Genomic DNA, 22973 nt, shown 5'->3' on the forward strand with positions numbered 1-22973 from the left:
ACATGGCGATCGTCAAGGCCGATCTGGAGCTGTGCCAGGGCTACGCCAACTGTGTCGTCGCGGCCGACGACGTGTTCGACCTCGACGACGACGGCGTGGTGGTGCTGCTGAGGGCGGAGGTTCCCGAGTCCGACGTGGACCGGGTCACCGACGCCGCCCGCAGCTGCCCCGTCTCGGCGTTGCTGGTCGAGACGCCGTGAGCCCGGTGACGGTGGTCGTGGGTTCCTCGGTCGGCGGGGTGCGCACGGCACAGGCGTTGCGCGCGGCAGGCTACGACGGCGACGTGGTGCTCGTCGGCGAGGAAACCGTGGCGCCCTACGACAAACCACCGCTGTCCAAGGGGTTGCTCGCCGGCACCTCGACGACGGCCGACATCACGCTGCTGACCGAGCAGGCCGCGCGCGAGGCCGGGATCGAGCTGCTGCTCGGCCGCGCCGCGAGCGGGCTCGACGTCGCGGGGCGCCGCGTCGAGCTCGACGACGGCGAGCGGCTGGCCTACGACGACGTCGTGCTCGCCACGGGCGCGCGGGCCAGGCCCTCGCCGTGGGGCGCGCTGCCGGGCGTGCACGTGCTGCGCTCCCTCGCCGACGCGACCGCGCTGGCCGACGACCTGCGCCAGGGCGGTCCACTGGTGGTGATCGGCGCGGGCTTCATCGGCGCCGAGGTCGCCGCGACCGCACGCGGGATGGGCGTCGCGGACGTGACGCTCGTCGACCCGGCGCCCGTGCCGTTGAGCCGGGCGCTCGATGTGGAGGTGGCGGGAATCCTCGCGCGGCTGCACGCCGAGAACGGCGTTCACACCCGGTTCGGCGTCGGTGTCGAGGGCATCGAGCGGGTCGCCGGCGGGCTGCTCGTGCGCCTGGCCGACGAGACCGTCCTGCCCGCGGCCACCGTGGTCGTCGGCATCGGCGCGGTGCCCAACGACGACTGGCTGCGCGACTCCGGCCTCCGGCTCGACGACGGCGTGGTGTGCGACGCCTACAGCCGGGCGGCCGAGCACGTCTACGCCGTCGGCGACGTGGCGCGGCTGCCGCATCCCCGGCGGGGCGGGCTGGTGCGCGCCGAGCACTGGACCAACGCCGTGGAGCAGGCTCGCACCGTGGCCCGCACCATCGCCCTGCCCGAGTCACCACTCGCCCATGTGCCGGTCGACTACGTGTGGAGCGACCAGTACGACCGCACCATCCAGCTCACCGGCCGCACCGGCGGCACGCTCGCGCACGTCCTCGTGCCGGGTCCCGACCCGGACCGCGCGTTCGCCGCGCTCTACGCCGACGCCGACGGCACGTTCGCCGGCGCGGTCACCGTCGGCTGGCCGCGCGCGCTCGTCACCTGCCGCAAGGCCGCGGGTCAGGACACCGGGACGAGCCTGGAGGAGATCCGGCAGGCGCTGTCCGCTCCACGGCCTGGCGTGAGGAAGGAGGCGGCCCGATGAGCGAGGAACTCGCCCCGCTGCGCGAGCACATCGCGCAGGCCTGCCGGGTACTGGCCGCCCGCGGTCTCGCCGACGGGATCCTGGGCCACATCAGCCTGCGCGTCGACCCGCGGCGGCTGCTCGTGCGCTGCCGGGGACCCGAGGAACGGGGACTCGCGTTCACCGCCGACGCCGACATCCGGCTCGTGGACCTCGACGGAGAGCCCGGCGCGGCGGGCGAGCTCGACGGCGGTTACGCGGTGCCGAACGAGCTGCCCCTGCACACCGAGGTCCTGCGCCGCAGGCCCGACGTCGAGGCCGTGGTGCACGCCCACCCACCGTCGGTGGTCGCGGCGGATCTCGCCGGTCTCGCCATCCGGCCCATCGTGGGGGCGTTCGACATCCCCGGCACCCGGCTGGCGGCCGGGGGAGTGCCCGTCTACCCGCGCGGTGTGTTGGTGCGCAGCCGGACACTGGCGGCGGAGATGGTCCAGGCGCTGGGCGACCGGCCCGTCGTGTTACTGCGCGGCCACGGGCTGACCAGCGCCGCCACGAGCGTCGAGCAGGCCGTGCTCCAGTCGGTGAGCGTGGATGTACTCGCGGCGCTGTCGCTGCGCGTCGTCGCCGCGGGTGGCACGCTCGTGGACCTGCCCGAGCACGACCTGGCCGAGCTGCCCGACCTCGGCGGAGCGTTCAACACGGCGACGGCGTGGCGCCACGAGGTGGCACGGTTGCCGTGAGTGGCCGAAATTCTGCAGAGCGATCGTCCTTTGTGTTCACTGCGAAGCTGTTGACACCAACGAGTGAATGAAAGAAAGTAATTCTGCATCGCAGAGGTTGATTTTCCCCGGTTGACGCGATGCCCCACTCGGTGGGCGCGCCCAACGAAGCGCGCGGAGAGGAATAACTGTGTCCATCCACGTCATCGGAGTCGTGGCGCTGGTGCTGGTGTTCGTCGTCGGCACGCTCAGACCCGTCAGCATCGGAGCGCTCTCGCTCGTCGCGACCTTCCTCATCGGAACCCTCGTGGCACACGAGACCGTCGACGAGCTGCTCGCCGGCTTCCCCGCGGATCTCTTCGTCCTGCTCGTCGGGGTGACCTACCTGTTCGGCCTCGCGGCGGTGAACGGCACGATCGAATGGATCATCGACCGGGCCGTGCGGTTGTTCGGCGACCGGCCCGCGCTCGTGCCCTGGCTCATCTTCGTGTTCTCGGCGGTGCCGACCACGGCCGGCGCCCTCGGCCCGGCCGGTGTCGCGATGCTCGCGCCGTTGTGCCTGCGGCTGGGTGAGCGCTACGCGATCGACCGGCGCATGACGGCGCTGATGGTCATGCACGGATCGTGCGTGGGCAACTTCTCTCCGCTCAACGGACTCGCCATCATCGTGCAGAAGGCGGCGGGCGCGGGCGGCGTGCAGGTCTCGTCCTCCGCGCTGTTCTTCGGCAACGCCGCCTACAACATCGTGCTCGGCGTGGTCATCTACCTGTGCTTCGGCGGCCGGACGCTGCTGCGCGAGCGGCACACCCGCGTCGCGACGGCGGCCGCCACGGTCACGGCGAGCGTCGGTGCCGCCGCGGACGGTGGCCGGGTCTCCACCACGACCGCGGGCGACCCGCCGCGGGCAAGCGGCGGTGTGGACTCCGACGCCGAGGGCGGCTCGCCGCGGCCCACGGCGCTGCGCGGTGACCAGGCGATCACGTTGCTGGTCATGCTGGGGGTCGGCGTCGGGGCGCTCGTCTTCGACGTCGAGATCGGCTTCCTCGCGCTCGTCGCCGCGGTGGCGCTGCACGCGGTGTTCCCGAAGCGCTTCGAGGCAGCCGAGAAGAAGATCGTGTGGTCGGTGGTGCTGCTGATCTGCGGTGTCACCACGCTCGTCGGGGCCATGGAGCGCTACGGCACGATCGACGCCGTCGGCAACGGCATCGCCGCCATCGGCGTGCCGCTGCTCATCGCCTTCCTGCTGTGCCTCGTCGGCGCGGTCACCTCCGCCTTCGGCTCCAGCGCCGGACTGCTCGGCGTGCTCATCCCGCTCGCGGTGCCGTTCCTCGTGCAGGGCGAGATCGGGGCCACCGCGATGATCGTCGCGCTGGCGATCTCGGCGACGGTGGTGGACTCCACGCCGTTCTCGTCCGTCGGAGCGCTGACCCTGGCCAACGCTCCCGAACCGGCCCGCCCCGCGTTGTTCCGCACGATGATCCGCTGGGGCATCGCGATGGCGGTGACCGCTCCCGTACTGACGTGGCTCGTCTTCATCCTGCCGAGCTCGTCCTGACCCAAAACTGTCCACTGAGGATCGGAGAACCAAGCAGATGTGCGCTGATGTCCGGGAGATCGTGGCGACCTCGTCGCGGGTGCTCGCCGCCGCGGGACACGGAGACCTGATCTGGGGCCACGTGTCCGCCCGCGATCCAGGCGGGCACGGCGTGTGGCTGAAGTCGGCGGAGTGGGGACTCGACGAGGTGAGCCCGGAGCGGGTGCACCTCGTCGACGAAGACGGCGCCGTGCTCAGCGGCGAGGGCACCCGGCACAGCGAGTTCCCCATCCACACCGAGATCATGGCCGCCCGGCCCGATGTCGGCGCCGTCGTCCACACGCACCCGCCGCACGCCGTGGCGCTGGCCGCCACCGGCCAGCCGTTGCGCCCGGTCAGCCATGCCGCCAACTACTTCGTGCCGCCCGCGGTGCCGCGCTTCACCGACACCGCGGACCTCGTGCTGACCCGCGAGCTGGGCCGCTCGCTCGCGACCACGCTCGGCGACGCCCGCGCCGTGTTCCTCGTCAACCACGGCATCGTCGCCGTCGGCAAGGACGTCGAGGAGGCCACCGTGGCGGCGATCCTGCTGGAGCGCGCGTGCGCCCAGCAGCTGCTCACCCACACCGGCGGCGGCTGGCCCACCTGGTCGCCGCAGGACGAGTCACTGGCCAAGCGCGAGCACATCTACCACGAGCGCGCCGTGTCGGCGGTGTGGGACTACCTCGTGCGCCGACTGCCCGCCGAGTCCTGAAAGGAGCGACGGCCGTGTCCCCGGTGTTCACCATGGCCTGCCAGGCCTACGACCGGATGTGGCCGCTGCGCACGGGCGAGGTCCGCGTGGCGGGAGCCGAGCTGAACTTCCTCGACCTTCCGGTGGAGGAGACGTTCTTCCGGATGCTGAAGTTCGGAGAGTTCGACATCGCTGAGCTGTCGCTGTCGAGCTACGTGCTCACGCTGGCGCAGGGCTCGCCGTTCGTGGCCGTGCCGGTGTTCCCGTCGCGCGCGTTCCGGCACAGCGCGGTGTACGTGCGGAGGGACTCGCCCGTCACCGACCCGGCCGAGCTCGCGGGCGGCACCGTGGGTGTGCCCGAGTACCAGATCACCGCCGCGGTGTGGGTGCGCGGCATCCTCGCCGAGCACCACGGTCTGCCCGTGGAGTCCGTGCGCTACCGCACCGGCGGGCTCGACACCCCGGGCCGGGAGGAGAAGCTCGCACTCGACCTGCCGCCCGGGGTCGACGTGCGGCCGATCGGTGAGGGGCGGACGCTGTCGCGGTTGCTGCTCGACGGAGAGCTGGACGCCGTCTACAGCGCCCGCAACCCGGGTCCGTTCAACACCGAGGCCCAGGGCGGGTTGCGGCGGCTGTTCGGTGACCCCGAGCGGACGGAACGCGACTACCACCGGCGCACCGGCATCTTCCCGGTCATGCACACGCTCGTGCTGCGGCGCGAGGTCTACGAGCGCAACCGGTGGCTCGCGCGCGAGCTCGTCAAGGCGTGCGTGCGGGCGAAATCCGTCGCGCTGGCCGGGCTCGGCGAGACGGCCGCGCTGCCGTACGCGCTGCCGTGGCTGTGGGCCGAGGTGGAGCGGACCCGCGCCGCGCTGGGAGACGACTGGTGGCCCTACGGCGTCGAGGCGAACCACACGACGCTGGAGACGTTCCTGCGCTACTCCCACGAGCAGGGTCTGGCGGCGCGCCGGTACGAACCGGCCGAGCTGTTCGCCCCCGAGACACTCGCCGAGGTGGTCGTGTGAGCGGGGGAGAACCGTGGCCGGGCGTCGGCTAGGATTTCTGCTGTGAAGAATGCTTCTGCGCTGGGCGCGGGCGGGGTGGGGCCCCGGCCGCAGTACCCGATCGAATCCGTCGACAACGCGCTGCGGATTCTGCTGCTCCTGGGCGAGCGCAGCGAACTGCGGCTCACGGAGGTCGCCGACTACCTCGGCGTGGCCTCGTCCACGGCCCACCGCCTGCTGGCGATGCTGCACTACCGCGGCTTCATCCGGCAGGACGGCAGGTCCAAGACCTACGGGCCGGGCACGGCGCTGACCGGCGTCGCGTTCTCGATCATGCACAACTTCGACGTGCGGCAGACCCTGCGGCCGTTCCTCGAGGAGCTCAACGGCGAGACCGGCGAGACCGTCCACATCGCCATCCTCGACGGCACCACCGTGCGGTTCATCGACGCCATCGAGAGCCCGCGCGCCGTGCGCGTCGCCTCCAGGCTGGGCCGGTCCATGCCCGCCAACTGCACCTCGACGGGCAAGGCGATGCTCGCGGCCTTCTCGACCGAGCGGCTGCACCAGCTCTACCCCGACGAGGAGCTGCCAGGGCTCACCGAGAACTCGATCCGCAGCAGGACCGCGCTCGAGCGCGAGCTCGTGGGCATCCGGCGCCGCGGCTACGCGACCTCGTCGGAGGAGAGCGAGGAGGGCGTGTCCTCGGTGTCGGTGGCGTTTCCCGCCGAGCACTCGGCCATGCGGCTGTCGTTCAACATCGCGATGCCGGTCGGCCGGGTCAAGCGCCCCGAGCTCAAGCGCATCGCCGAGCTGATGCGCGGTGCCGTGGACCGCGCGGCGGCGCTGCTGCACTGACGGGCGCGGCCCGGCCTCCTAGCCCGCGAGCCCCGCGTTCAGGTGCAGGTCGCGGGAGATCGCGGCGGCCGTCGCGGTGATCGAGCGGGTCCACTCGCCCACGCGGTCCCTGCGGTAGCGCGCCGTCGGCATCGCCAGGGAGAGACCGACACGCAACGCGCCGGAGCCGGTGTCGACCGCGCACCCGATGGCCGTCAGTCCGGTCTCGGTGAGCTGCTGGTTGAGCGCGTATCCCTGCCGCCGCACCCGCCCGAGGTCGCGCAGGAGCTGGTCGAGGTCGACGTCGGCGGGCGCCGGCTCGCCGTAGCGCGCCCGGACCGCGTCGGGCTCGAGCGTCGCGAGTGCCGCGCGGCCCAGCGAGGCCAGGTGCGCGGGCAGCACTCGCCCCTCCCGGTCGCCGACCCGCAGCACCTGATCGCATTCCACGCTGGCGACGAACCGGACCCGGTCGGCCACGAGCACACCCAGGTGGCTCGTCTCGGCGGTGCGCTCGGTGAGGTCGTGCAGATGCGGCAGCGCGACCTGGCGGAGCTCCGCGACGGGTTCGGGCACGGCCGGGGTGTGCAGCACCGGGCCCGCGACGTAGCGGCGCTGGGCGTCGCGCGCGGCGAAGTCCCGGTACACCAGCATCGTCAGCAGCCGGTGCGCCGTGGACCGCGCCACGCCCAGCCGCTCGGCCGCCTCCGACACCCGCAGCGGCCCCTCCTGCTGCAGGATCGTCGCCAGGCGCAGGGCGTGGTCGACCGAGTTGATGCCGTAGACAGGTCTGTTCTCCACGATCGGACGCTACGCCGGTGCCGGGTTCGTCGCCGTCCGGCGCGAGGGCTGCTCACACAGGACTCCGGACAGGAAACCGGCGAGCTCGTCGGAGGCGTCCAGGGGCAGGACGTGGGCCACGTACTGGTCGGGCCGCACGAGAACCGCGGCTCCGCGGGCGCGATCGAGGCCGCGCACGTCGAACACGTCGGCACCCGGGTCGGGGCAGAACGCCTTCTCGTAGTCGACGAGGCCGAACGGGCCCTTGCGGGGCAGCAGCACGGGCGGCAGGTCGGCCACCGACACGCCGCGATGCTCCTGCTGGAGCACGGCGAGCACGTCGATGATCGCGTCGGGTTCGGCGCCCTCGGGGCCGAACCGCGCCAGCGGAGATCCGGGAGAGCCCAGGATCTCGCACAGCGCTCGCAGGCGCGACGCGGGATCGGCGGGGTGCAGCGGGTCGGCGAAGAGGTAGAGCCGCCACGCGCCGTCGGCCCTGGCCGCGTGTCCGAGGTGGACTCGCTTGGCGTCGGCCAGCCGGATCACCGGCGCGGAGTGGAACCGCATCCCGATCTCCAAGCCCGTCGCGAGGTCCTGGTGCTGCGGGGGCGCGGTGATCATCGAGGGCTCGTAGCGCACCGCGACACCCGCGGTGAAGCGGCCCTGCTCGCGGAAGTAGCGCTGGAACTCCGCCGGGTCGGTGTCGTCGTCCCTGGCGCTGAAGCGGGTGGTGAACTCGCGGTCGAAGTCGATGAGCCGCTGGGCGACCGCCTGGCGCTCGGCGGAGTAGGTGCGCAACAGCTCGGGCCGGGAGATTCCACGGAGCACCGCGCCGAGCTTCCAGCCGAGGTTCCAGGCGTCGGCCATGGACACGTTCATGCCCTGGCCCGCCTTCGCGCTGTGCGTGTGGCAGGCGTCCCCGGCGATGAACACCCGGGGCGAGGCGGTCTCGTCGCTGGTCTCGTCCAGGTCGTCGAACCGGGAGCAGAGCCGCTGGCCGATCTCGTAGACGGCCCACCAGCCGACGTGGCGCACGTCGATCGTGTACGGGTGCAGGATGCGGTTGGCGACGGCCGCGAGCTTGTCCGGCGTCACCGTGCCCTCGCGCAGCATCTCGGCGTCGCGCGCGTTGTCGAGTTCGATGTAGAGCCGGACCAGGTGGCCGCCCTCGCGGGGGATGAGCAGGAGGCTGCCGTGCTCGGAGCTGATGGCGGACTTGAGCCGGATGTCGGGAAAGTCGGTGACGGCGAGGACGTCCAGCACACCCCACGAGTGGTCGGTGGCGTCGCCGTGGAGTTCGCGGCCGATCGCCGCCCGGGTGGCACTGCGGGATCCGTCGCAGCCCACCACGTACTTGGCCCGGATCCGGGAGGTCTCGCCGGTGGGCTCGGACTCGCGCAGGTGCCGCAGCGTGACCGAGACGGGGAACTCGGCGTCGCGATCCGCGTCGACGGTCACGTTCTCGGCGTGCAGGCCGTAGTACGGCTCCGCGCGGGCGGCCGACCGTCGCATGTGGTCGCGAAGGTAGGCCAGCATCCGCGCCTGGTTGACGATCATGTGGGGCATCTCCGACAGGCCCTCTTCGACGTCCTCGATGCGGCCGGTCCGCACGATCGACGACGGCTCGGCGGGATCGGGGCGCCAGAAGGTCACCTCGTTGACCTGGTAGCCCTCGCGGATCACCTGGTCGGCCAGCCCGAAGGCCTCGAACATCTCGATGGTCCGGCACGCCACGCCGTCGGCCTGGCCGACCGCGAGCGGGCCGTCGCGCCGGTCGACGACGACGGTGCGCAATTCGGGGAACGCGGCGAGCTGCGCGGCCAGCACCAGCCCAGCCGGGCCGCTGCCGACGATCACCACGTCCGCCGTCTCCGGCAGCCTGTCCGGCCGGTCGGCCACGCTCGGGTGCGGCTGTTCGACGAACGGGTCACCCGGCCGGTAGCCGTCGAGATAGAACTGCATGGATCGGGCTCCTCCGGTGTCGGGTCACCGAAGGTTAGGCACCGCCGAAGTCTTCTGTCGAGACTTGGTGTTCTTCCAGGAAGAATCCTCCTGCCGGCTCCGCGACCCGGTCGCGAAGCCGGTCCGCTGTGGACGGAGTGCTGTTCCCGGTCGGTTTGTGCTGTGGCCGCTGCCGGTCACGACCGGGTGCGCGTGGCTCGCAGGTCGGCGAGCACCCGCTCGGCGTGGTCGGCGTGGACCCGCTTGTCCGCGACGAGCCTGGCCACGACGGCCGGGACCTCCTCGGCGGTGGCGCCTGCGGTGGTGGCGATGTTGCGGGCGTGCAGCGACATGTGCCCGCGCTGGATGCCCTCGGTGGCCAGTGCGCGCACCGCGGCGAAGTTCTGTGCGAGCCCCACCGCGGTGATGATCTCGGCCAGCTCCGCGGCGGCGCGAACCCCGAGCAGCGTGATCGCCGCCTGCGCGACAGGGTGCACCTTCGTGGCGCCGCCGACCAGACCGACGGGCATGGGTAGTTCGAGCGTGGCGGCCACGTTGCCGTCGAGGTCCTTCTCGAAGCGGGACAACGAGGTGTAGCGGCCCGCCGGGGACACGGCGTGGGAGTGGGCACCCGCTTCGACGGCACGCGTGTCGTTGCCGGTGGCGAGCACGACGGCGCTGATGCCGTTCATGATCCCCTTGTTGTGGGTGGCGGCGCGGTACGGGTCGGACTCGGCCAGCGCGGCGGCGTGGATGATGTTGTCCACCACCTCGGCGCCGCCGAGCGCCCCGGCGTCGAACACCGCGCGAGCACGGGAGAGCCGGAGGTCGGCCTTGTTGGTGAGGATGCGCAGCAGGCTGGTGCCACCCGCGATCTCGGCCGCGCGCGCGGCGACGGCCTCGGCCATCGTGTTGACGGCGTTGGCTCCCATGGCGTCGCGCACGTCGACCTGCAGGTGCGCGACCACATAGGTGCCCGCGCGCGAGGGGACGATCCGCACGGCGAGGTCACGCACGCCGCCGCCGAACTCCACGAGTTTCGGGTCCTGGGCGTTCGCGAGCGCGATCAGCTCGTCGCGGGCCTCCAGCAGTCGCACCCGCCCTGCCTCGGGGTCGGCGACCCCGACGATCTGGATCTGCGCCTGCATGATCGGCTCGGTCGAGGACGTGGTGAACCCGCCGTGCGCACGGGCGATCTTGGCCGCGTTGCTCGCGGCGGCGACGACGGAGGCCTCCTCGGTCGCCATCGGTACCAGTACCCCGGCGCCGTTGACGACGAAGTTGGTCGCGACGCCGAGCGGCACGCCCAGGATGCCGGTGACGTTCTCGATCATGTGATCGGCCTGGACGGTGCCGAGGCCGTGTGCGGGGTCGAAGGCGGCGACCGCCCCGGGGTCGACGCCCGCGGCCTCGGCGACGGCCGTGCGCCGGGCCTCGACGGAAAGGTCACGGAGACCCTGGATACGACCGGTGCGCGACATGGCGCTCCTCCCACCTCGCTGTGGCTCTCGGTTCGAGGGAGGACGCTAGTTCGTGGACCACCGGCCCGGAACGGACCGACCGTCCAATTCTGGGGGCGGCGCTATGGACTTCTGGTCAGGTGTGCGAGGCGGACGGCCACGGTGATCCGGAAGAGCCGGTCGGGCTCCTGCCAGTCCTCGCCGAGCAGTTCGGTCGCGCGTTCCAGCCGTTGGAGCACGGTGTTCTTGTGCAGGCGCAGCGCTCGGGCGGTGGCGACCGGGCTCATCTTGTTGCCGAGGTAGGCGGCGAGGGTGGGCAGGAGCTTGCCCGACCGCCCGGCGTCCCACTCCAGTACGGGCCCGATGACGTGGTCCACATAGCTGTGCACGCGGGCTTCGCCCGGACCGAACAGTGCCGTGTAGGGCAGGTACGCGTCGGCGGTGACCGCGGCGTCGGTCAGGTCGAGCGCCGGGAGAATGCGCACGCACGCCGACGCGGCGTCGACCTGCGACCGGAGGTCGGCGACACCCTGGAAACCCGCGCCCACGGCCAGGACGGGTGCCCGGACCGCGCGGCTCACCGTGGCGTGGATGGCCGCGGCCGCGGCGTCCGGGGCGGGATCCGGGGTGAGCGCCACGATCCGGTCGGCGTGCTCGCCGACGAGCCCGCCCGTGCGCCGCAGCGCGCGCACCGCCTCCCTGCGCAGGTCGGCCGAGACCGACACCACGACCACGGACCGCCGGTCGTGGAGCCGGATCCCGCGCGCGCGAGCACGCGTGGTGATGTCGGTGTGCCGGTCCGGATCGTCGGAGAGCAGGTCGGCCAGCAGGTCGCTGCGCACGCGCTGCTCGGCCTCGACGAGGGAGTCCTGCTTCAGGTTGAGCAGCGCGGTGATCTGGGCGGCCCGCTCGGCGGTGCGGCGTTCCACGGGACCGAACCGGACCTCGCCCTCCTCCAGCAACAGCGCGCCCAGCAGGGTGGGCCCCGCGAGGACGGCGACGGCGTAGGCGCCCTCGCCCGCGGGCGAGCACCGGCCGCTGCGCCTGCTCTGGTCGACCGCGTCGGCGACCTGGCCGTCGAGCTGTTCGGGATCGAGCAGCGTCACCCGGCAGCGCAGCGCGCGTCCGAGCGCGGTCGCGACGTCGGGCGCCTCGCCGCCCTCCAGTACGAGGCTGGTGAGGTCGCTGTGCACCTCGCTGGAGCGTTCCATCGCCTCGACGTGCCGGGCGAGCTCTCCATAGGCGCGCTGGGTCTCGTCGGCCAGGTCCTGGGTGCGCGAGAGCAGGCGGGCCGTCTGCAGGACCACCGCGGCGTGGTCGGCGAACGCCGAGAGCAGGGAGATCTCCTCGGGGGAGAAGGCGTGCTCGACGCGGTTGGCGGCGAAGAGCACCCCGATGACCTCCTCGCCGGCGAGCAGGGGGACACCGAGCAGCGACACCAGGCCTTCCGCGGCGACGGCGGCGTCGATGGCCGAATCGTGCGGCGCCTCGGTCATCGCGGCGTACTTCGACGTCCAGTGGGGACGGCGGCCTTCGACCACCTGGCTGGCCAGTCCCATGCCGGGAGGAACCCGCAGCCCGAGAAACGACGGCGCGATCGTGCCGAGCGTGGTGCGCACCCGCAGCTCACGGCTGGCCGCGTCGAACTCCGACAGATACGTGACGTCGGTGCCTACCAGGTCGTGCGCCCGCTCCACGAGCCTGCCGAGCAGCTCGTCGACGTCGCGGAGCTGGACGAGCTCGCGCGCGGAGGAGAACAACGCGGCCAGCTCCTGACCACGGCGCCGCCACCGGTCCGCCCTCGCCCGCAGCCTGCGCACCTCGTAGGCGATCCGCGTCGCGTCGCTCTCGGGCAGTTCCACGTCCGTGAGCAGGCCGCCCACGTCGATCTCCTGCTCGGCCGACGCCGCCTGGAGCAGGTCGACGACGACCGCGACCGGGATCGCGTCCGCCACGGCATCCACCTCGCTTTCCTATGCCGATCGTCCAGCGCGGGGCAGGTCAACTTGGACGGAGAATACATAGCCTGAATTCTCGTGCGCTCGTACCGTCCACACCGCGGGCGAGGCGGACCTGGAACGGAAGCGGACCGGATTTCTCGTGCTTACCATCCGTGCGCCCGGCACGATCCGCACCGACGCAGTCAAGGGAGACAGCGAGCATGACGCTTCACGTGGGCATCGACGTCGGTGGCACGTTCACCGACGCCGTGGCGATCGTCGACGGGCGCGCGATCCGGGGCAAGGCGTTCTCGACCAAGGACGTCACCACCGGCATCCTCGGCGCACTGGGCGTGCTGCAGGAGCGCGCGGGACTGACCGAGGCCGACTTCTTCGCCGCGGTGGACCGTTTCGTCCTCGGCAACACCATCGTCACCAACGCGGTCGACGAGCAGAAGTACGCCGCCGTGGGGCTGCTGACCACCCAGGGTTTCCGCGACACCTTGCGCATCGCCCGGTCGGCGCGCACCGACGAGCGCGATCCGCACGACATGGCGGCTCCGCCGGACATCGTGGAGCGCCGCCGCATCGTCGAGGTGGCCGAGCGGGTCGACGCGCACGGCACCGTTCTGGTGCCGCTCAGCGACGACGCGATCGCCGGGGCCGTGGACTCCGTGCTGGCGGCCGGTGCCGAGGCGATCGCGGTGTGCCTGCTGTGGTCGTTCCGCAACGCCGCCCACGAGAAGGCGATCGGGCAGTATCTCGACAAGCACCACCCGGACCTGCCGTACACGCTCTCCAGCGAGCTCACGCCGGTGTACCGCGAGTACGAGCGCATGGTGACCACCGCACTGGACGCCGCCGTGAAGCCGCTCGTGGCCTCGCACTTCGACCAGCTCGCCGCCGAACTGCGCAGCAGGGGACTGCGGGCCCGGGTGCAGATCATGCAGGTGCACGGCGGGTTCCTGTCCGTGGAGGAGACGGGCAAGGCCCCGATCTCCATGTTCAACTCCGGCCCGGTCGGTGGCGTCACCGGCGCGCGGCTGCTGGGCCAGCAGCTCGGCCGCAACCGGGTGCTGACCGCGGACATGGGCGGCACCAGCCTGGACGCGGCCGCCATCATCGACGACGAGTTCCGGTTGCTGCCCCGTGCCGAGATCGGCGGCCTGCCCACGAGCCTGACGGCGGTGGACATCGAGACCATTGGCGCCGGTGGCGGCAGTCTCGCCTGGGTCGACGGCCGGAACCTGCTGCGCGTGGGACCGCACAGCGCGGGCTCCACGCCTGGTCCCGCCTGCTACGGCAAGGGCGGCACGCGGCCCGCGGTCACCGACGCGGCGCTGGTGCTCGGCCTCATCAACGCCGACTACTACCTCGGCGGCACCGTCCCGCTGTACGAGGACCAGGCCAGGGCCGCGTTGCGCAAGCACGTGGCCGAGCCGCTGGGCACCACCGAGGACGCGGCGGCCGAGGGTGTCTACCGGCTCGCGTCGTCGCAGATGTCCAACGCGCTGCGCAAGATCACCGTGAACCGGGGCCACGACCCTCGCGAGTTCACGCTCGTCGGTTTCGGCGGCGCGTGCGGGTTGTTCGCGGCCAGCATCGCCGCCGAGGCGGGGGTCCGCGAGGTCGTGATCCCGCGCAACGCCGCGGTGTTCTCGGCGCACGGCCTGATGCACGCCGACTCGGTGTTCTCCGCGGTGCAGACGAGCCCGTGGACGATGGACCAGCCCGCCGCCGTGCTGGACAAGGAGTTCGCCACGCTCGAACAGCGTGCGCGGGCGTGGTTCGACGCCGAGGAGATCCCCGAGGACCGGCGCGAGCTGTACCGCGAGGCGGACATGAAGTTCGTCGGCCAGATCTTCGAGGTGACCACCCGCCTGCCTGCCGAGACGTTCGGCGAAGCGGACAAGGAGGCGCTGCGCAGGCGGTTCGTGGCCGACTACGAGGAGGAGTTCGGCGCGGGCACGGCGTGGACCGAGGCCGAGATCCTGCTGGTCAACTCGCGGGTCCGGGCCATCGGGCGCAGCGAGGTGCAGGCGGTCGAGCAGGTCGCGGGCGTCGGCGAGGAGACCCACGAGCTGACGCGCAGGGTGGTGACCGAGCCCCACACCGGCGAGCGCGTCGAGATCGACGTGCACCGCGGCTTCGGAGCGCTCGGCCGGGCGAGCGGGCCGTGCCTGCTGGAGGAGCCCGACACCACCGTCTACGTGCCCACCGGCGCCACCGTCGAGCTCACCGGCAGCGGTGACTTCCTGCTGCGCCTCGCCGACCGCTGAGACCCCGCCCGTCAAAGGAGACGACCATGACCAGCACCCCGCAGACCCTGCCCGAGGGATACGACCCGGTCACCCTCGAGGTGATCCGCATGCGCCTGGACTCCATCGTGGAGGAGATGGGCATCGCGATGATCCGCTCCTCGGGCTCGCCGGTGATCACCGAGGCCGGCGACTTCAACACCGCGCTGTTCGACCCGACGGGCCGCATCTACGCCTACTCCGACTACGTCCAGTTCCACATCGGATCGGGCAGCGTGGCCGTGCAGAACCTGGTCGAGGTCATCGAGGGCGAGCCGCTGGCGCCCGGTGACGCCTTCATCTGCAACGACCCGCACACCGCCGGTGCGAGCCATCCGCCGGACACGAACGTGATCTCGCCGATCTTCCACGGCGACGAGCTCATCGGCTGGGCGCAGTCGCAGGCGCACCTGGTCGACGTCGGCGGCATGACGCCCGGCGGGTTCGCGCCCGGCGCGCACGACTGCTACGCCGAGGCCCTGCGGCTGCCGCCGGGGGTGAAGATCTTCGACCGGGGTGAGCCCGTCGAGTGGGTGCGCAGGCTGCTGCTCAACAACGTCCGTGTGCCCGCGTTGTTCTGGAACGACGTGCGCAGCCTGGTGGCGAGCAACAACACCGGCATCAGGCGGCTGCTGGGCACGATCGAGGAGTTCGGGCTGCCGCAGTTCCGCGACTACACCAACCTGTCGTTCCAGCTGGCCGAGCAGGTGGTTCGCGACCGCATCGCCCAGATCCCCGACGGCACCTACGCCGCGGAGGAGTGGACCGAGCACAACGGGCACGTCGACGAGCTCTACCGCGTCGCGTGCACCATGACCAAGCACGGCGACCAGATCAGCTTCGACTTCACCGGCTCCAGCGAGCAGACCGACGGCTTCGTCAACTGCAGCTACGGTGCGCTGGTGGGCAGTGTCGCGTCCGCGGTCGTGCCGATCCTCGCGTGGGACGTCCCGTTCAACGAGGGCGTCATGACCGCGTTCGACATCGTGGCCGAGCCCGGCTCCATCGTGAACCCGCGCCCGCCCGCGCCGATCAGCAACGGGCACCTCACCACCGGGGCACGTGTCAGCCGGGTGGTCACCAAGCTCATGAACCAGGCGTGCCGCGGCAGCGACGACGGCACCGTCCGCGACCGGACGCAGGGCGTGTGGGGCGACTCGTGGACCGGCGGGATCTCGGCGGGCACGAGCGACGACGGCGAGTACTTCGTGTTGTTCAACATGGACGGTGGCGGGATGGGCTCCGGCGCCCAGCCTGAGCTCGACGGCCTCGACTGCGCCGGGATGATGACGCAGGTCAACAACATGCTGCCGGACGTCGAGATGAACGAGATGCTGTACCCGGTGCTCTACCTGTGGAAGCAGCTCAACACCGAGAGCGCAGGCCACGGCGCCCACCGCGGCGGGCTGGGCCTGCGCTTCGCCTGGACGCTGCACGGCGCGCGGGAGGTGACGCAGACGGTCTTCGCCCCGAGTGCCCAGGTCGTGGCAGACGGCTTCGGCGGCGGACTGCCGGGCGGCGGCAGCGGGCACGAGGTGTGGCGGCGGACCGACGTCGCCGGGCTGCTGGCCGAGGGCAGGGTGCCGACCAGGGACACGCTCGGCGCCGAGGAGAAGCACCTGCTCGCCATCAACCAGCAGTCGGTGACGATCGGCTCCGGCGACGTGCTGGTGCAGTGGATCGCGGGCGGTGGCGGCTACGGCGACCCGCTCCTGCGCGATCCGCGGCTCGTCGCCGCCGACGTTCGCGACGGCTACGTCACCGCCGAGACCGCGCGAGGGACCTACGGCGTCGTCGTCGACACCGCCGCCGACGGTGCCGCCGACGAGCACGCCACGGGCGAGGCCAGGGCCGCCCTCAGGAAGGACCGGCTCGGCGGTGCTCCCTCGGCACAGGTTCCCCCGGCGTCCCCCGCCGGTTCCTCGGCGCCGCGCCGCGACGCCGAGGGCTGGTACGTGCCCGCGAGCGGTGCGCGGCTCGGCACCGGTGACGACTGGCACGACGGCGCGCGCAAGGTCACCCACGTGGCCTCCGACCGGCTCGCCGAGCACGGAGTCCGGGTGCGTCCGCGCGCCGAGGGCCGCCGGGTGCTCATTGACGAGTTCTACAGTCCCTCGTGCGGCACCCTCCTGGAGGCCCGCATCCGGGTGGACGCCGCGAACTGACGACAGCACTGCGAAGAGCACTGCGAAGAGCACTGGGAAGTAGGGGCGAACATGACTATCGACGACGGCGGCCTGCTCGCCGGAATGCTGCCGGGCGGGCTGTCCGAAGGAGCGCTGCGCGGCATCGTCGTCCTGGACATCACCCGGGTCGTGGCGGGGCCGTTCTGCTCGATGCTGCTGGCCGACCTCGGTGCCACGGTGATCAAGATCGAGAACCCCAGGGACCCGGACTACGCCAGGGACTTCCCGCCGAAGCTCACGTCCGGTGAGGGCGAGGAGTTCAGCGGGTTCTTCGCGCAGTACAACCGCAACAAGTTCGGGCTGACCATCGATCTGTCCACATCGGATGGCAAGGAGCTGCTCACCAAGCTGGTGCGGCGTGCCGACGTCCTGGTCGAGAACTTCCGGCCGGGCACCATGGACAAGCTCGGCGTCGGTTACGACGTGCTGCGGGCCGAGAACCCGGGGCTGGTCTACACGGCGATCTCCGGGTACGGGCAGACCGGTCCGTACCGGCGCCGTCCCGCCTACGACAACAGCGCACAGGCCACCGGCGGGCTGTGGTCGATGAACGGGTTCGGAGACCGGCCGCCCGCGAGGGTGGGCACCATCATCGGTGACCTGTCGGCGACGCTGTACGCCGTCATCGGCACGCTGGCCGCGTTGCGGCACGCGGAGAAGACCGGGCAGGGCCAGCTGGTCGACGTGTCGCAACAGGACTCGGTGCTCAGCCTGACCGAGAACGCCGTCGTGTCCCACACGGTCGAGGGCACGGTGCCCGGCCCGCTGGGCAACGAGCACCCGTTCGTCAAGCCCTACGAGCTCTATCCGTGCCAGGACGGGTTCGTGTTCTTCGGTGGCTACACGGACAAGTTCTGGCGCCTGTCCTGCCACCTGTTCGGACAGCCGGAGCTCGCGGACGACCCCGAGATCGACACCATGGCGAAACGGTTCGACCCCGAGGTCTACGAACGCCGGGTCCGGCCGGTGCTGCACACGTGGTTCGAGGACAAGACGAAGGCCGAGCTGGAGGAGATCGTCGGCGACGCCGTGCCGTTGAGCGCGATCAAGAACATCGGCGAGGTCGTGGCGGATCCGCAGATCGCGGCCAGGGACATGATCGTCGACGTCGAGTACCCCGAGTTCGGAGAGCTGCGGATGTTCGGCTCGCCCATCAAGCTCGGCGGCACCCCCACCGAGCCGCGCGGGCTCGCGCCGAAGGTCGGCGAGCACGCCGACTCGGTCCTGCGGGCGCTCGCCGACCTCGACGACCAGGAGATCGCGCGGCTGCGCGAGAACGGGGCCATCTGATGGCGGGGGTCACCCTCGAGCGGGACGGTGCGGTGGCGCTCATCCGGTTCGACCGGGCGGACAAGCTCAACGCGCTCACCCTCGCGATGTACGAGGAGCTCGGTGCGGCGTTCGCCGAGGTCCGCGACGACGACTCGCTCGCCGTCGCGATCCTGACCGGCAGCGGGGACCGGGCCTTCTGCGTCGGTGCCGACCTCACCGAGTCCATCCCCGCGCTCGCGGAGGGGCGGTTCGACATCTCGGAGTGGGATGGCGCGCACCAGAAGCACACGACGCTGTTCAAGCCGGTGATCGCCGCGATCAACGGTCTGTGCCTCGGCGGTGGCTTCGAGATCATGCTGTCCACCGACCTCCGGATCGCCGCCGACACCGCGGAGTTCGGCCTGCCGGAGAGCGGCGTCGGGGTGGTGCCCGCGGGCGGCACGCTCACCAGGCTCACGCGCCAGATCCCATACGTGTGGGCGATGGAGCTGATGCTCACCGGTGAGCGGATCCCGGCGGAGCGGGCGCTGCGCTACGGCCTGCTCAACCAGGTCGTGCCCGCGTCGCAACTGCTGGAGACCGCCCACGCGCACGCCCAGCGACTGGTGCGCAAGAGCGGGACCGCGCTCGCGACGATCAAGGAAGCGGTGCTGCGGCTCGGCGACCTCCCGCAGGACCAGGCCTTCCACAGCGAGGCCCTGTACGGGCAGAAGGCCTTCACCTCACCCGATGCCCGCGAGGGTCTCGGGGCTTTCGCGCAGCGCCGCGAGCCGGACTTCCCGTCGCGGCGGCCCGGGAGCTGAGCCGCCCAGCGGGGTGAACCCCGCCGACCGGAACGTGACGGCTCCCGTTCCGGTCGGCGGCTGGTCCGGCAGCGCCTGATGTGCATACTGGCCCCGGTGGAAGGCCGCTCGCGCGCCAGAAAGGGACGAACGCGGTCCGGTCGATGAGGACCCGATCGGGAACCCGGCGATAGTGGGTGGCATGGTGCTGTAGCCCCTCATCTGGACCGGGGCGCGACGAGATTCGAGCACCCGCTCATCCGCTGCTGATGACCGTGCTCACCGAGGATGGCCCGGGCCCGGGCCCGGGCCCGGGCAACGACGCAGCGGTCCCCGGTCGCCCCACTCACGTTGCCGTCTCCAGCCACGCGGGCTGGTTACGCGGTCGCGCCCGCTCCGGCACGCGGAACGTGTGTCGCCAGGACTTTCCCTCCCGGAGTGTTTCCGTCCTCCCCGAGTTAATTTCAAATATTGACATGCGGTTCCAACATATCTAGCTTGGGTGACCGAAACCACAGTCCCGAACGCAGGGGCGAGACGCCGCGACGCCGCGGCGAGGGGGAGCACTGTCACCGCGTGGACGGCGCGGTGAGAAACCCGACCGGTCAATGAGGACGGAGTCGTGGAATCGTGAACGTGCAAGTTCTCTCCTTGCTGGTACTCGTGTGCATGTTCGTACTGGCCTCGTTCCTGTCCATCAACCTGGGCATCCTGGCGCTGGTCGCCGCGTTCGTGGTGGGCGCCGGGTTCGGCGGCCTGGACGTGGACGCGATCATCGGCGGCTTTCCCGGCAGTCTGTTCATCCTCATCGTGGGCGTCACGTATCTCTTCGCGCTCGCGCAGGAGAACGGCACGCTGCAACGCATCATCGACGGTTCGATGAAGCTGGTGGGCAATCGCGTCGCGGCGATTCCCTGGCTGATGTTCCTGCTCGCGGCGTTCGTCGCTGCCGCGGGCGCGCTCAGCGCGGCAGCGGTGGCCATCGTCGCGCCGATCGCGTTGCGCTTCGCCGCGCAGCACAAGGTGAACCCGTTGCTGATGGGACTCATGGTCGTGCAAGGCGCCACGGCGGGCGCGTTCTCGCCGCTGAGCCCGTTCGGCGCCATCGCCAACGGCCTGCTCAGCGACAACGGACTTCCGCGGGATCCCATGGGGCTGTTCCTCAACAGCATGCTGTTCAACGTCGTGGTGGCGGGCATCGTGTTCGTGGTCTTCGGCGGCGTGCGGCTGGTGCGCCAGCGTCAGCGCGAGGCGGTCACCGCGAGCACGGGCGGCCCGGGCGCGATGGCCGCGCCCTCGGGCGGGGTCACCACCGGCGACACCGGCGACACCGGCGACAACGAGGCCACCGGCGACGAGCCGCCCGCGCCGCCGAGCCGGCGCGACACGCTGCACCAGCTCGCGACGATCGTCGCCATCATCGGACTGGTGCTCAGCACCATGCTGTTCGGGCTCGACGTCGGCTTCGTCGCGCTCACCCTGGGCGTGGCGCTGACTCTGTTGTCGCCCGACCGCTACAGCGAGTGCATCAAGAACCTGCCGTGGGGCGCGGTGCTGCTCGTGTGCGGCGTGCTCACCTATGTCGGCGTGCTGTCGGAACTCGGCACGATCGACTTCCTCAGCGACCTGCTCACCTCGGGTGGAAACCCGCTGCTGACGGCGCTGGCCGCGTGCTACATCGGCGGGGTGATCTCCGCGTTCGCCTCGACGGCCGGTGTGCTGGGCGCCTCGATCCCGCTGGCCGTGCCGCTGCTGGATCAGGGCATGCTGCCGATGCTGGGCACGATCAGTGCCATCGGCATCGCCTCCAGCGTCGTCGACGTCAGTCCACTGTCGACCAACGGCGCGCTCCTGGTCGCCAACCAGCGCAGCATGGATCCGAAGAAGTTCTTCCGGAGCCTGCTGTTGTGGTCCGTGGTCGTGATCGCGCTGGCGCCGCTGCTGAGCTGGCTGATCTTCGTGGTGCTCTGAGCGCCCGTGGACACGGCCGGTTCAGGCGGGCCCTCGGTGCGTCTCGCGCGCGCCGAGGGCCTGGACCCCGCTGATCATCGCCATGATCTCGATGTCGCGGCTGCTGCAGCCGCGCGAGAGGTCGTTGAGCGGCGCGCGCAGGCCCTGCACGATCGGGCCGAGCGCGGTCGCGCCGCCCAGCCGCTCGGCGATCTTGTATCCGATGTTGCCCGCGTCGAGGTTGGGGAACACGAGGACGTTGGCCTGGCCCGCCACCGCCGACCGCGGCGCCTTGGCCTGGGCCACTGTGGACACGAGCGCGGCGTCGAGTTGCAGCTCACCGTCCACGGGGACGCCGGGCAGCCGCTCGCGCACGAGGCTCGTGGCCGCGCGCACCTTGTCGACCGAATGGTGGCTGGCGCTGCCCTGCGTGCTGAACGACAGCATCGCGACCACGGGCGGTTGCGCGGTCAGGTCGTGGAACGTGCGCGCGGCGGCCACGGCGATGTCGGCGAGCTGGTGGGTGTCGGGGTCGGGCAGCACGGCGCAGTCGGCGAAGGCGAGTACCCGGCCGTCGGGCAGCAGCATCAGGAAGGTGCTGCTGACGTAGCGCACGCCGGGGGCGGGTCCGAGCACGCGCATGCCGGCGCGCAGCACGTCGGAGGTGGGGCGCGCGGCTCCGGCGACGCAGGCGTCCAGTACCCCGGCGCGCAGTCCCGCGACCGCGAGGTGGAGCGGGTCGCCGGCCGCGGCCGCGAGGCGTTCCGGCGGCTGTCCGGCGAACGCCGCGCGCAGGGCGCCGTCGACGCGCGCGTCGACGGCCAGGTCGGCGGGGTCGAGCAGCAGCTCACCGGGCACCGCGACGCCGGTGGCACCGACCCGGTCGGGGTCGCCGAGCAGGCGCACGCCGTGCACGCCCTGCTCGTGCAGCCGCAGAGCCGCCTCGATCGCGCGCAGGTCCTCGCCATCGGCCAGCACGACACGCGTCGCGCTGCCGGCCAGCAGGCTCCGCCAGCGCGCGACGAGCTCGCCCTCCGGTTCGGTGCCGGGCGGAGCCGGCCGGGTCGCGTGCGCACCACTCATCGGCCCCCGCCCTCCCGGCTTATTTCACAATGTGGCAAGACATTCCAAAGTCGGACGCTAAGGGAGGTTGGCGCCGACTGTCAACGCGGAGGAGTACGCTGATTCCAACATGTGACAGGAGGTGTCATGTCCGCCGAAGATCGTGACGCGCGGCCCGGGGGCGGCTCCGTGGTCGGTGCGCAGACCATCTCGCGCGCGTTCGCCGTGCTGCACCTGTTCCGGGAGCACCGCGGCGATCTCGGGGTCGGAGTCATCTCCAAGGAGCTCGGCCTCAACGTGAGCACCACGCACCGCATCGTGCGCGCTCTGGTCAGCGAGGGGTACCTGGCCCAGAACGAGGACAGCGAGCGGTACTACCTCGGCACCGGCGCGCTGCTGCTCGGCCAGGCCGCGCACCGCAACTTCGGTCTCGACGTGGTGTACCCGGTGTTGCAGCACGTGGCCGCGAGCACCGGCGAGTCGGTGAACCTCGGCGTGCTGTCGGGGGCGACCGCCGTGGTCGTGGAGCGCATCGAGTCGGCGGAGCCGCTGCGGTTCACCCAGCCGCCCGGCACCCGGGTGCCGCTGCACGCCTCGTCGATGGGCAAGGTGCTGCTCGCCTTCAACGGCGAGACCGAGCAGCGCGTGCTGCGCGGTGTGAAGCGGATGGAACGGTTGACTCCCAACACGTTCGCGACCCCGAAGGAGCTGCGCTCCGAGCTGGAGCACACGCGCGCCCGGGGGTGGAGCATCGACAATGAGGAGCTCACGCTGGGCGTGCGCTGCGTCGGCGCTCCCATCTGTGACGGCGGCGGGATCGCGCGCGCCGCGATCGCCATCCAGGCTCCCGCCGTGCGCGTGCCGGACGAACGGTTCGACGAGCTCGGGCCGGTCGCGATGCGCGCGGCCAAGGAGATCTCCGCCCTGTTGCCTCCCGGTCACACCTTCTGAGCCGGCCCCTTCTCGCGTGACCTAACGCACATCGGCGCCCGTGTGACCGGGCGTTGACTCGGCTCGTGGTCCCTCGTAGTTTTGTGAAATCACCTACCAATATGTGAAACAACA

At 71.5% G+C, this 22973-nt stretch carries 17 protein-coding genes and 1 pseudogene; 13 read left to right on the forward strand and 5 right to left on the reverse strand.

All coding sequences use genetic code 11. The annotated features are described in order from the left end of the window. The first annotated feature begins 2 nt into the window (after positions 1-2). From JHE00_RS24945 to JHE00_RS24975, 7 genes are all read left to right on the forward strand, one after another. Entirely contained in the window at positions 3-200 is a 198-nt protein-coding gene (locus JHE00_RS24945; RefSeq protein WP_200322375.1) for a ferredoxin, read from the forward strand. Then, complete coding sequence (locus JHE00_RS24950; protein ID WP_307832089.1) at positions 197-1435, forward strand: NAD(P)/FAD-dependent oxidoreductase; 1239 nt, start codon at positions 197-199, stop codon at positions 1433-1435. Before JHE00_RS24945 ends, JHE00_RS24950 begins: the two co-directional genes overlap by 4 nt. Further along, positions 1432-2154 carry a 3,4-dihydroxyphthalate decarboxylase gene (phtC, locus tag JHE00_RS24955; protein ID WP_200322378.1) on the forward strand — a complete coding sequence of 241 codons (723 nt, stop codon included), beginning with the start codon at positions 1432-1434 and terminating at the stop codon, positions 2152-2154. Before JHE00_RS24950 ends, phtC begins: the two co-directional genes overlap by 4 nt. A gap of 169 nt (positions 2155-2323) precedes the next feature. Further along, complete coding sequence (locus JHE00_RS24960; RefSeq protein ID WP_200322380.1) at positions 2324-3688, forward strand: SLC13 family permease; 1365 nt, start codon at positions 2324-2326, stop codon at positions 3686-3688. A 37-nt stretch (positions 3689-3725) separates the two neighbouring features. Further along, complete coding sequence (locus JHE00_RS24965) at positions 3726-4421, forward strand: class II aldolase/adducin family protein (RefSeq protein WP_200322382.1); 696 nt, start codon at positions 3726-3728, stop codon at positions 4419-4421. 14 nt (positions 4422-4435) lie between these two features. Continuing rightward, a complete protein-coding gene (locus tag JHE00_RS24970) occupies positions 4436-5425 on the forward strand; it encodes a substrate-binding domain-containing protein (protein WP_200322384.1) in 990 nt (329 codons plus the stop codon). Positions 5426-5467: 42 nt separating this feature from the next. Then, positions 5468-6262, forward strand: coding sequence for an IclR family transcriptional regulator (locus JHE00_RS24975; protein WP_307832090.1), 795 nt, complete (start codon positions 5468-5470; stop codon positions 6260-6262). An 18-nt stretch (positions 6263-6280) separates the two neighbouring features. On the opposite strand, the gene JHE00_RS24980 is transcribed toward JHE00_RS24975, so the two are convergent. From JHE00_RS24980 to JHE00_RS24995, 4 genes and pseudogenes are all read right to left on the reverse strand, one after another. Beyond that, positions 6281-7039, reverse strand: coding sequence for an IclR family transcriptional regulator (locus tag JHE00_RS24980; protein ID WP_200322386.1), 759 nt, complete (start codon positions 7037-7039; stop codon positions 6281-6283). A 9-nt stretch (positions 7040-7048) separates the two neighbouring features. After that, positions 7049-8980, reverse strand: a complete 1932-nt coding sequence (locus tag JHE00_RS24985) for an FAD-dependent monooxygenase (protein WP_200322388.1) — start codon at positions 8978-8980, stop codon at positions 7049-7051. Positions 8981-9156: 176 nt separating this feature from the next. Continuing rightward, positions 9157-10449: pseudogene (locus tag JHE00_RS24990) on the reverse strand (hydroxymethylglutaryl-CoA reductase, degradative); the annotation flags it as partial. A 92-nt stretch (positions 10450-10541) separates the two neighbouring features. Then, positions 10542-12374 carry a helix-turn-helix domain-containing protein gene (locus tag JHE00_RS24995; protein WP_200322392.1) on the reverse strand — a complete coding sequence of 611 codons (1833 nt, stop codon included), beginning with the start codon at positions 12372-12374 and terminating at the stop codon, positions 10542-10544. A gap of 206 nt (positions 12375-12580) precedes the next feature. Here JHE00_RS24995 and JHE00_RS25000 point away from each other — a divergent pair, with 206 nt between their 5' ends. The 5 genes from JHE00_RS25000 to JHE00_RS25020 all read left to right on the forward strand — a co-directional run bounded on the left by JHE00_RS25000 (position 12581) and on the right by JHE00_RS25020 (position 20867). Continuing rightward, positions 12581-14638, forward strand: a complete 2058-nt coding sequence (locus JHE00_RS25000; RefSeq protein ID WP_200322394.1) for a hydantoinase/oxoprolinase family protein — start codon at positions 12581-12583, stop codon at positions 14636-14638. A 26-nt stretch (positions 14639-14664) separates the two neighbouring features. Next, complete coding sequence (locus JHE00_RS25005; protein WP_200322396.1) at positions 14665-16821, forward strand: hydantoinase B/oxoprolinase family protein; 2157 nt, start codon at positions 14665-14667, stop codon at positions 16819-16821. Between the two features lie 51 nt (positions 16822-16872). Beyond that, positions 16873-18132: a CaiB/BaiF CoA transferase family protein gene (locus JHE00_RS25010; protein ID WP_200322398.1), complete on the forward strand. Its 1260-nt coding sequence runs from the start codon at positions 16873-16875 to the stop codon at positions 18130-18132. After that, a complete protein-coding gene (locus JHE00_RS25015; RefSeq protein ID WP_200322400.1) occupies positions 18132-18917 on the forward strand; it encodes an enoyl-CoA hydratase/isomerase family protein in 786 nt (261 codons plus the stop codon). The genes JHE00_RS25010 and JHE00_RS25015 overlap by 1 nt, the downstream gene beginning before the upstream one ends. 609 nt (positions 18918-19526) lie before the next feature. After that, on the forward strand, positions 19527-20867 hold the full coding sequence (locus tag JHE00_RS25020; RefSeq protein WP_200322402.1) for an SLC13 family permease: 1341 nt from the start codon (positions 19527-19529) through the stop codon (positions 20865-20867). Positions 20868-20888: 21 nt separating this feature from the next. Here the strand turns inward: JHE00_RS25020 and JHE00_RS25025 are convergent, their stop codons facing one another. Continuing rightward, positions 20889-21929: a phosphotransacetylase gene (locus JHE00_RS25025; RefSeq protein WP_200322409.1), complete on the reverse strand. Its 1041-nt coding sequence runs from the start codon at positions 21927-21929 to the stop codon at positions 20889-20891. A gap of 126 nt (positions 21930-22055) precedes the next feature. Here JHE00_RS25025 and JHE00_RS25030 point away from each other — a divergent pair, with 126 nt between their 5' ends. Then, positions 22056-22859 (forward strand): IclR family transcriptional regulator, encoded by an 804-nt coding sequence (locus tag JHE00_RS25030; RefSeq protein ID WP_200322411.1) that lies wholly within the window; start codon positions 22056-22058, stop codon positions 22857-22859. Positions 22860-22973 lie beyond the last annotated feature (114 nt).

The organism is Prauserella cavernicola (assembly GCF_016595675.1).
GTDB classification, from domain to species: domain Bacteria; phylum Actinomycetota; class Actinomycetes; order Mycobacteriales; family Pseudonocardiaceae; genus Prauserella_A; species Prauserella_A cavernicola.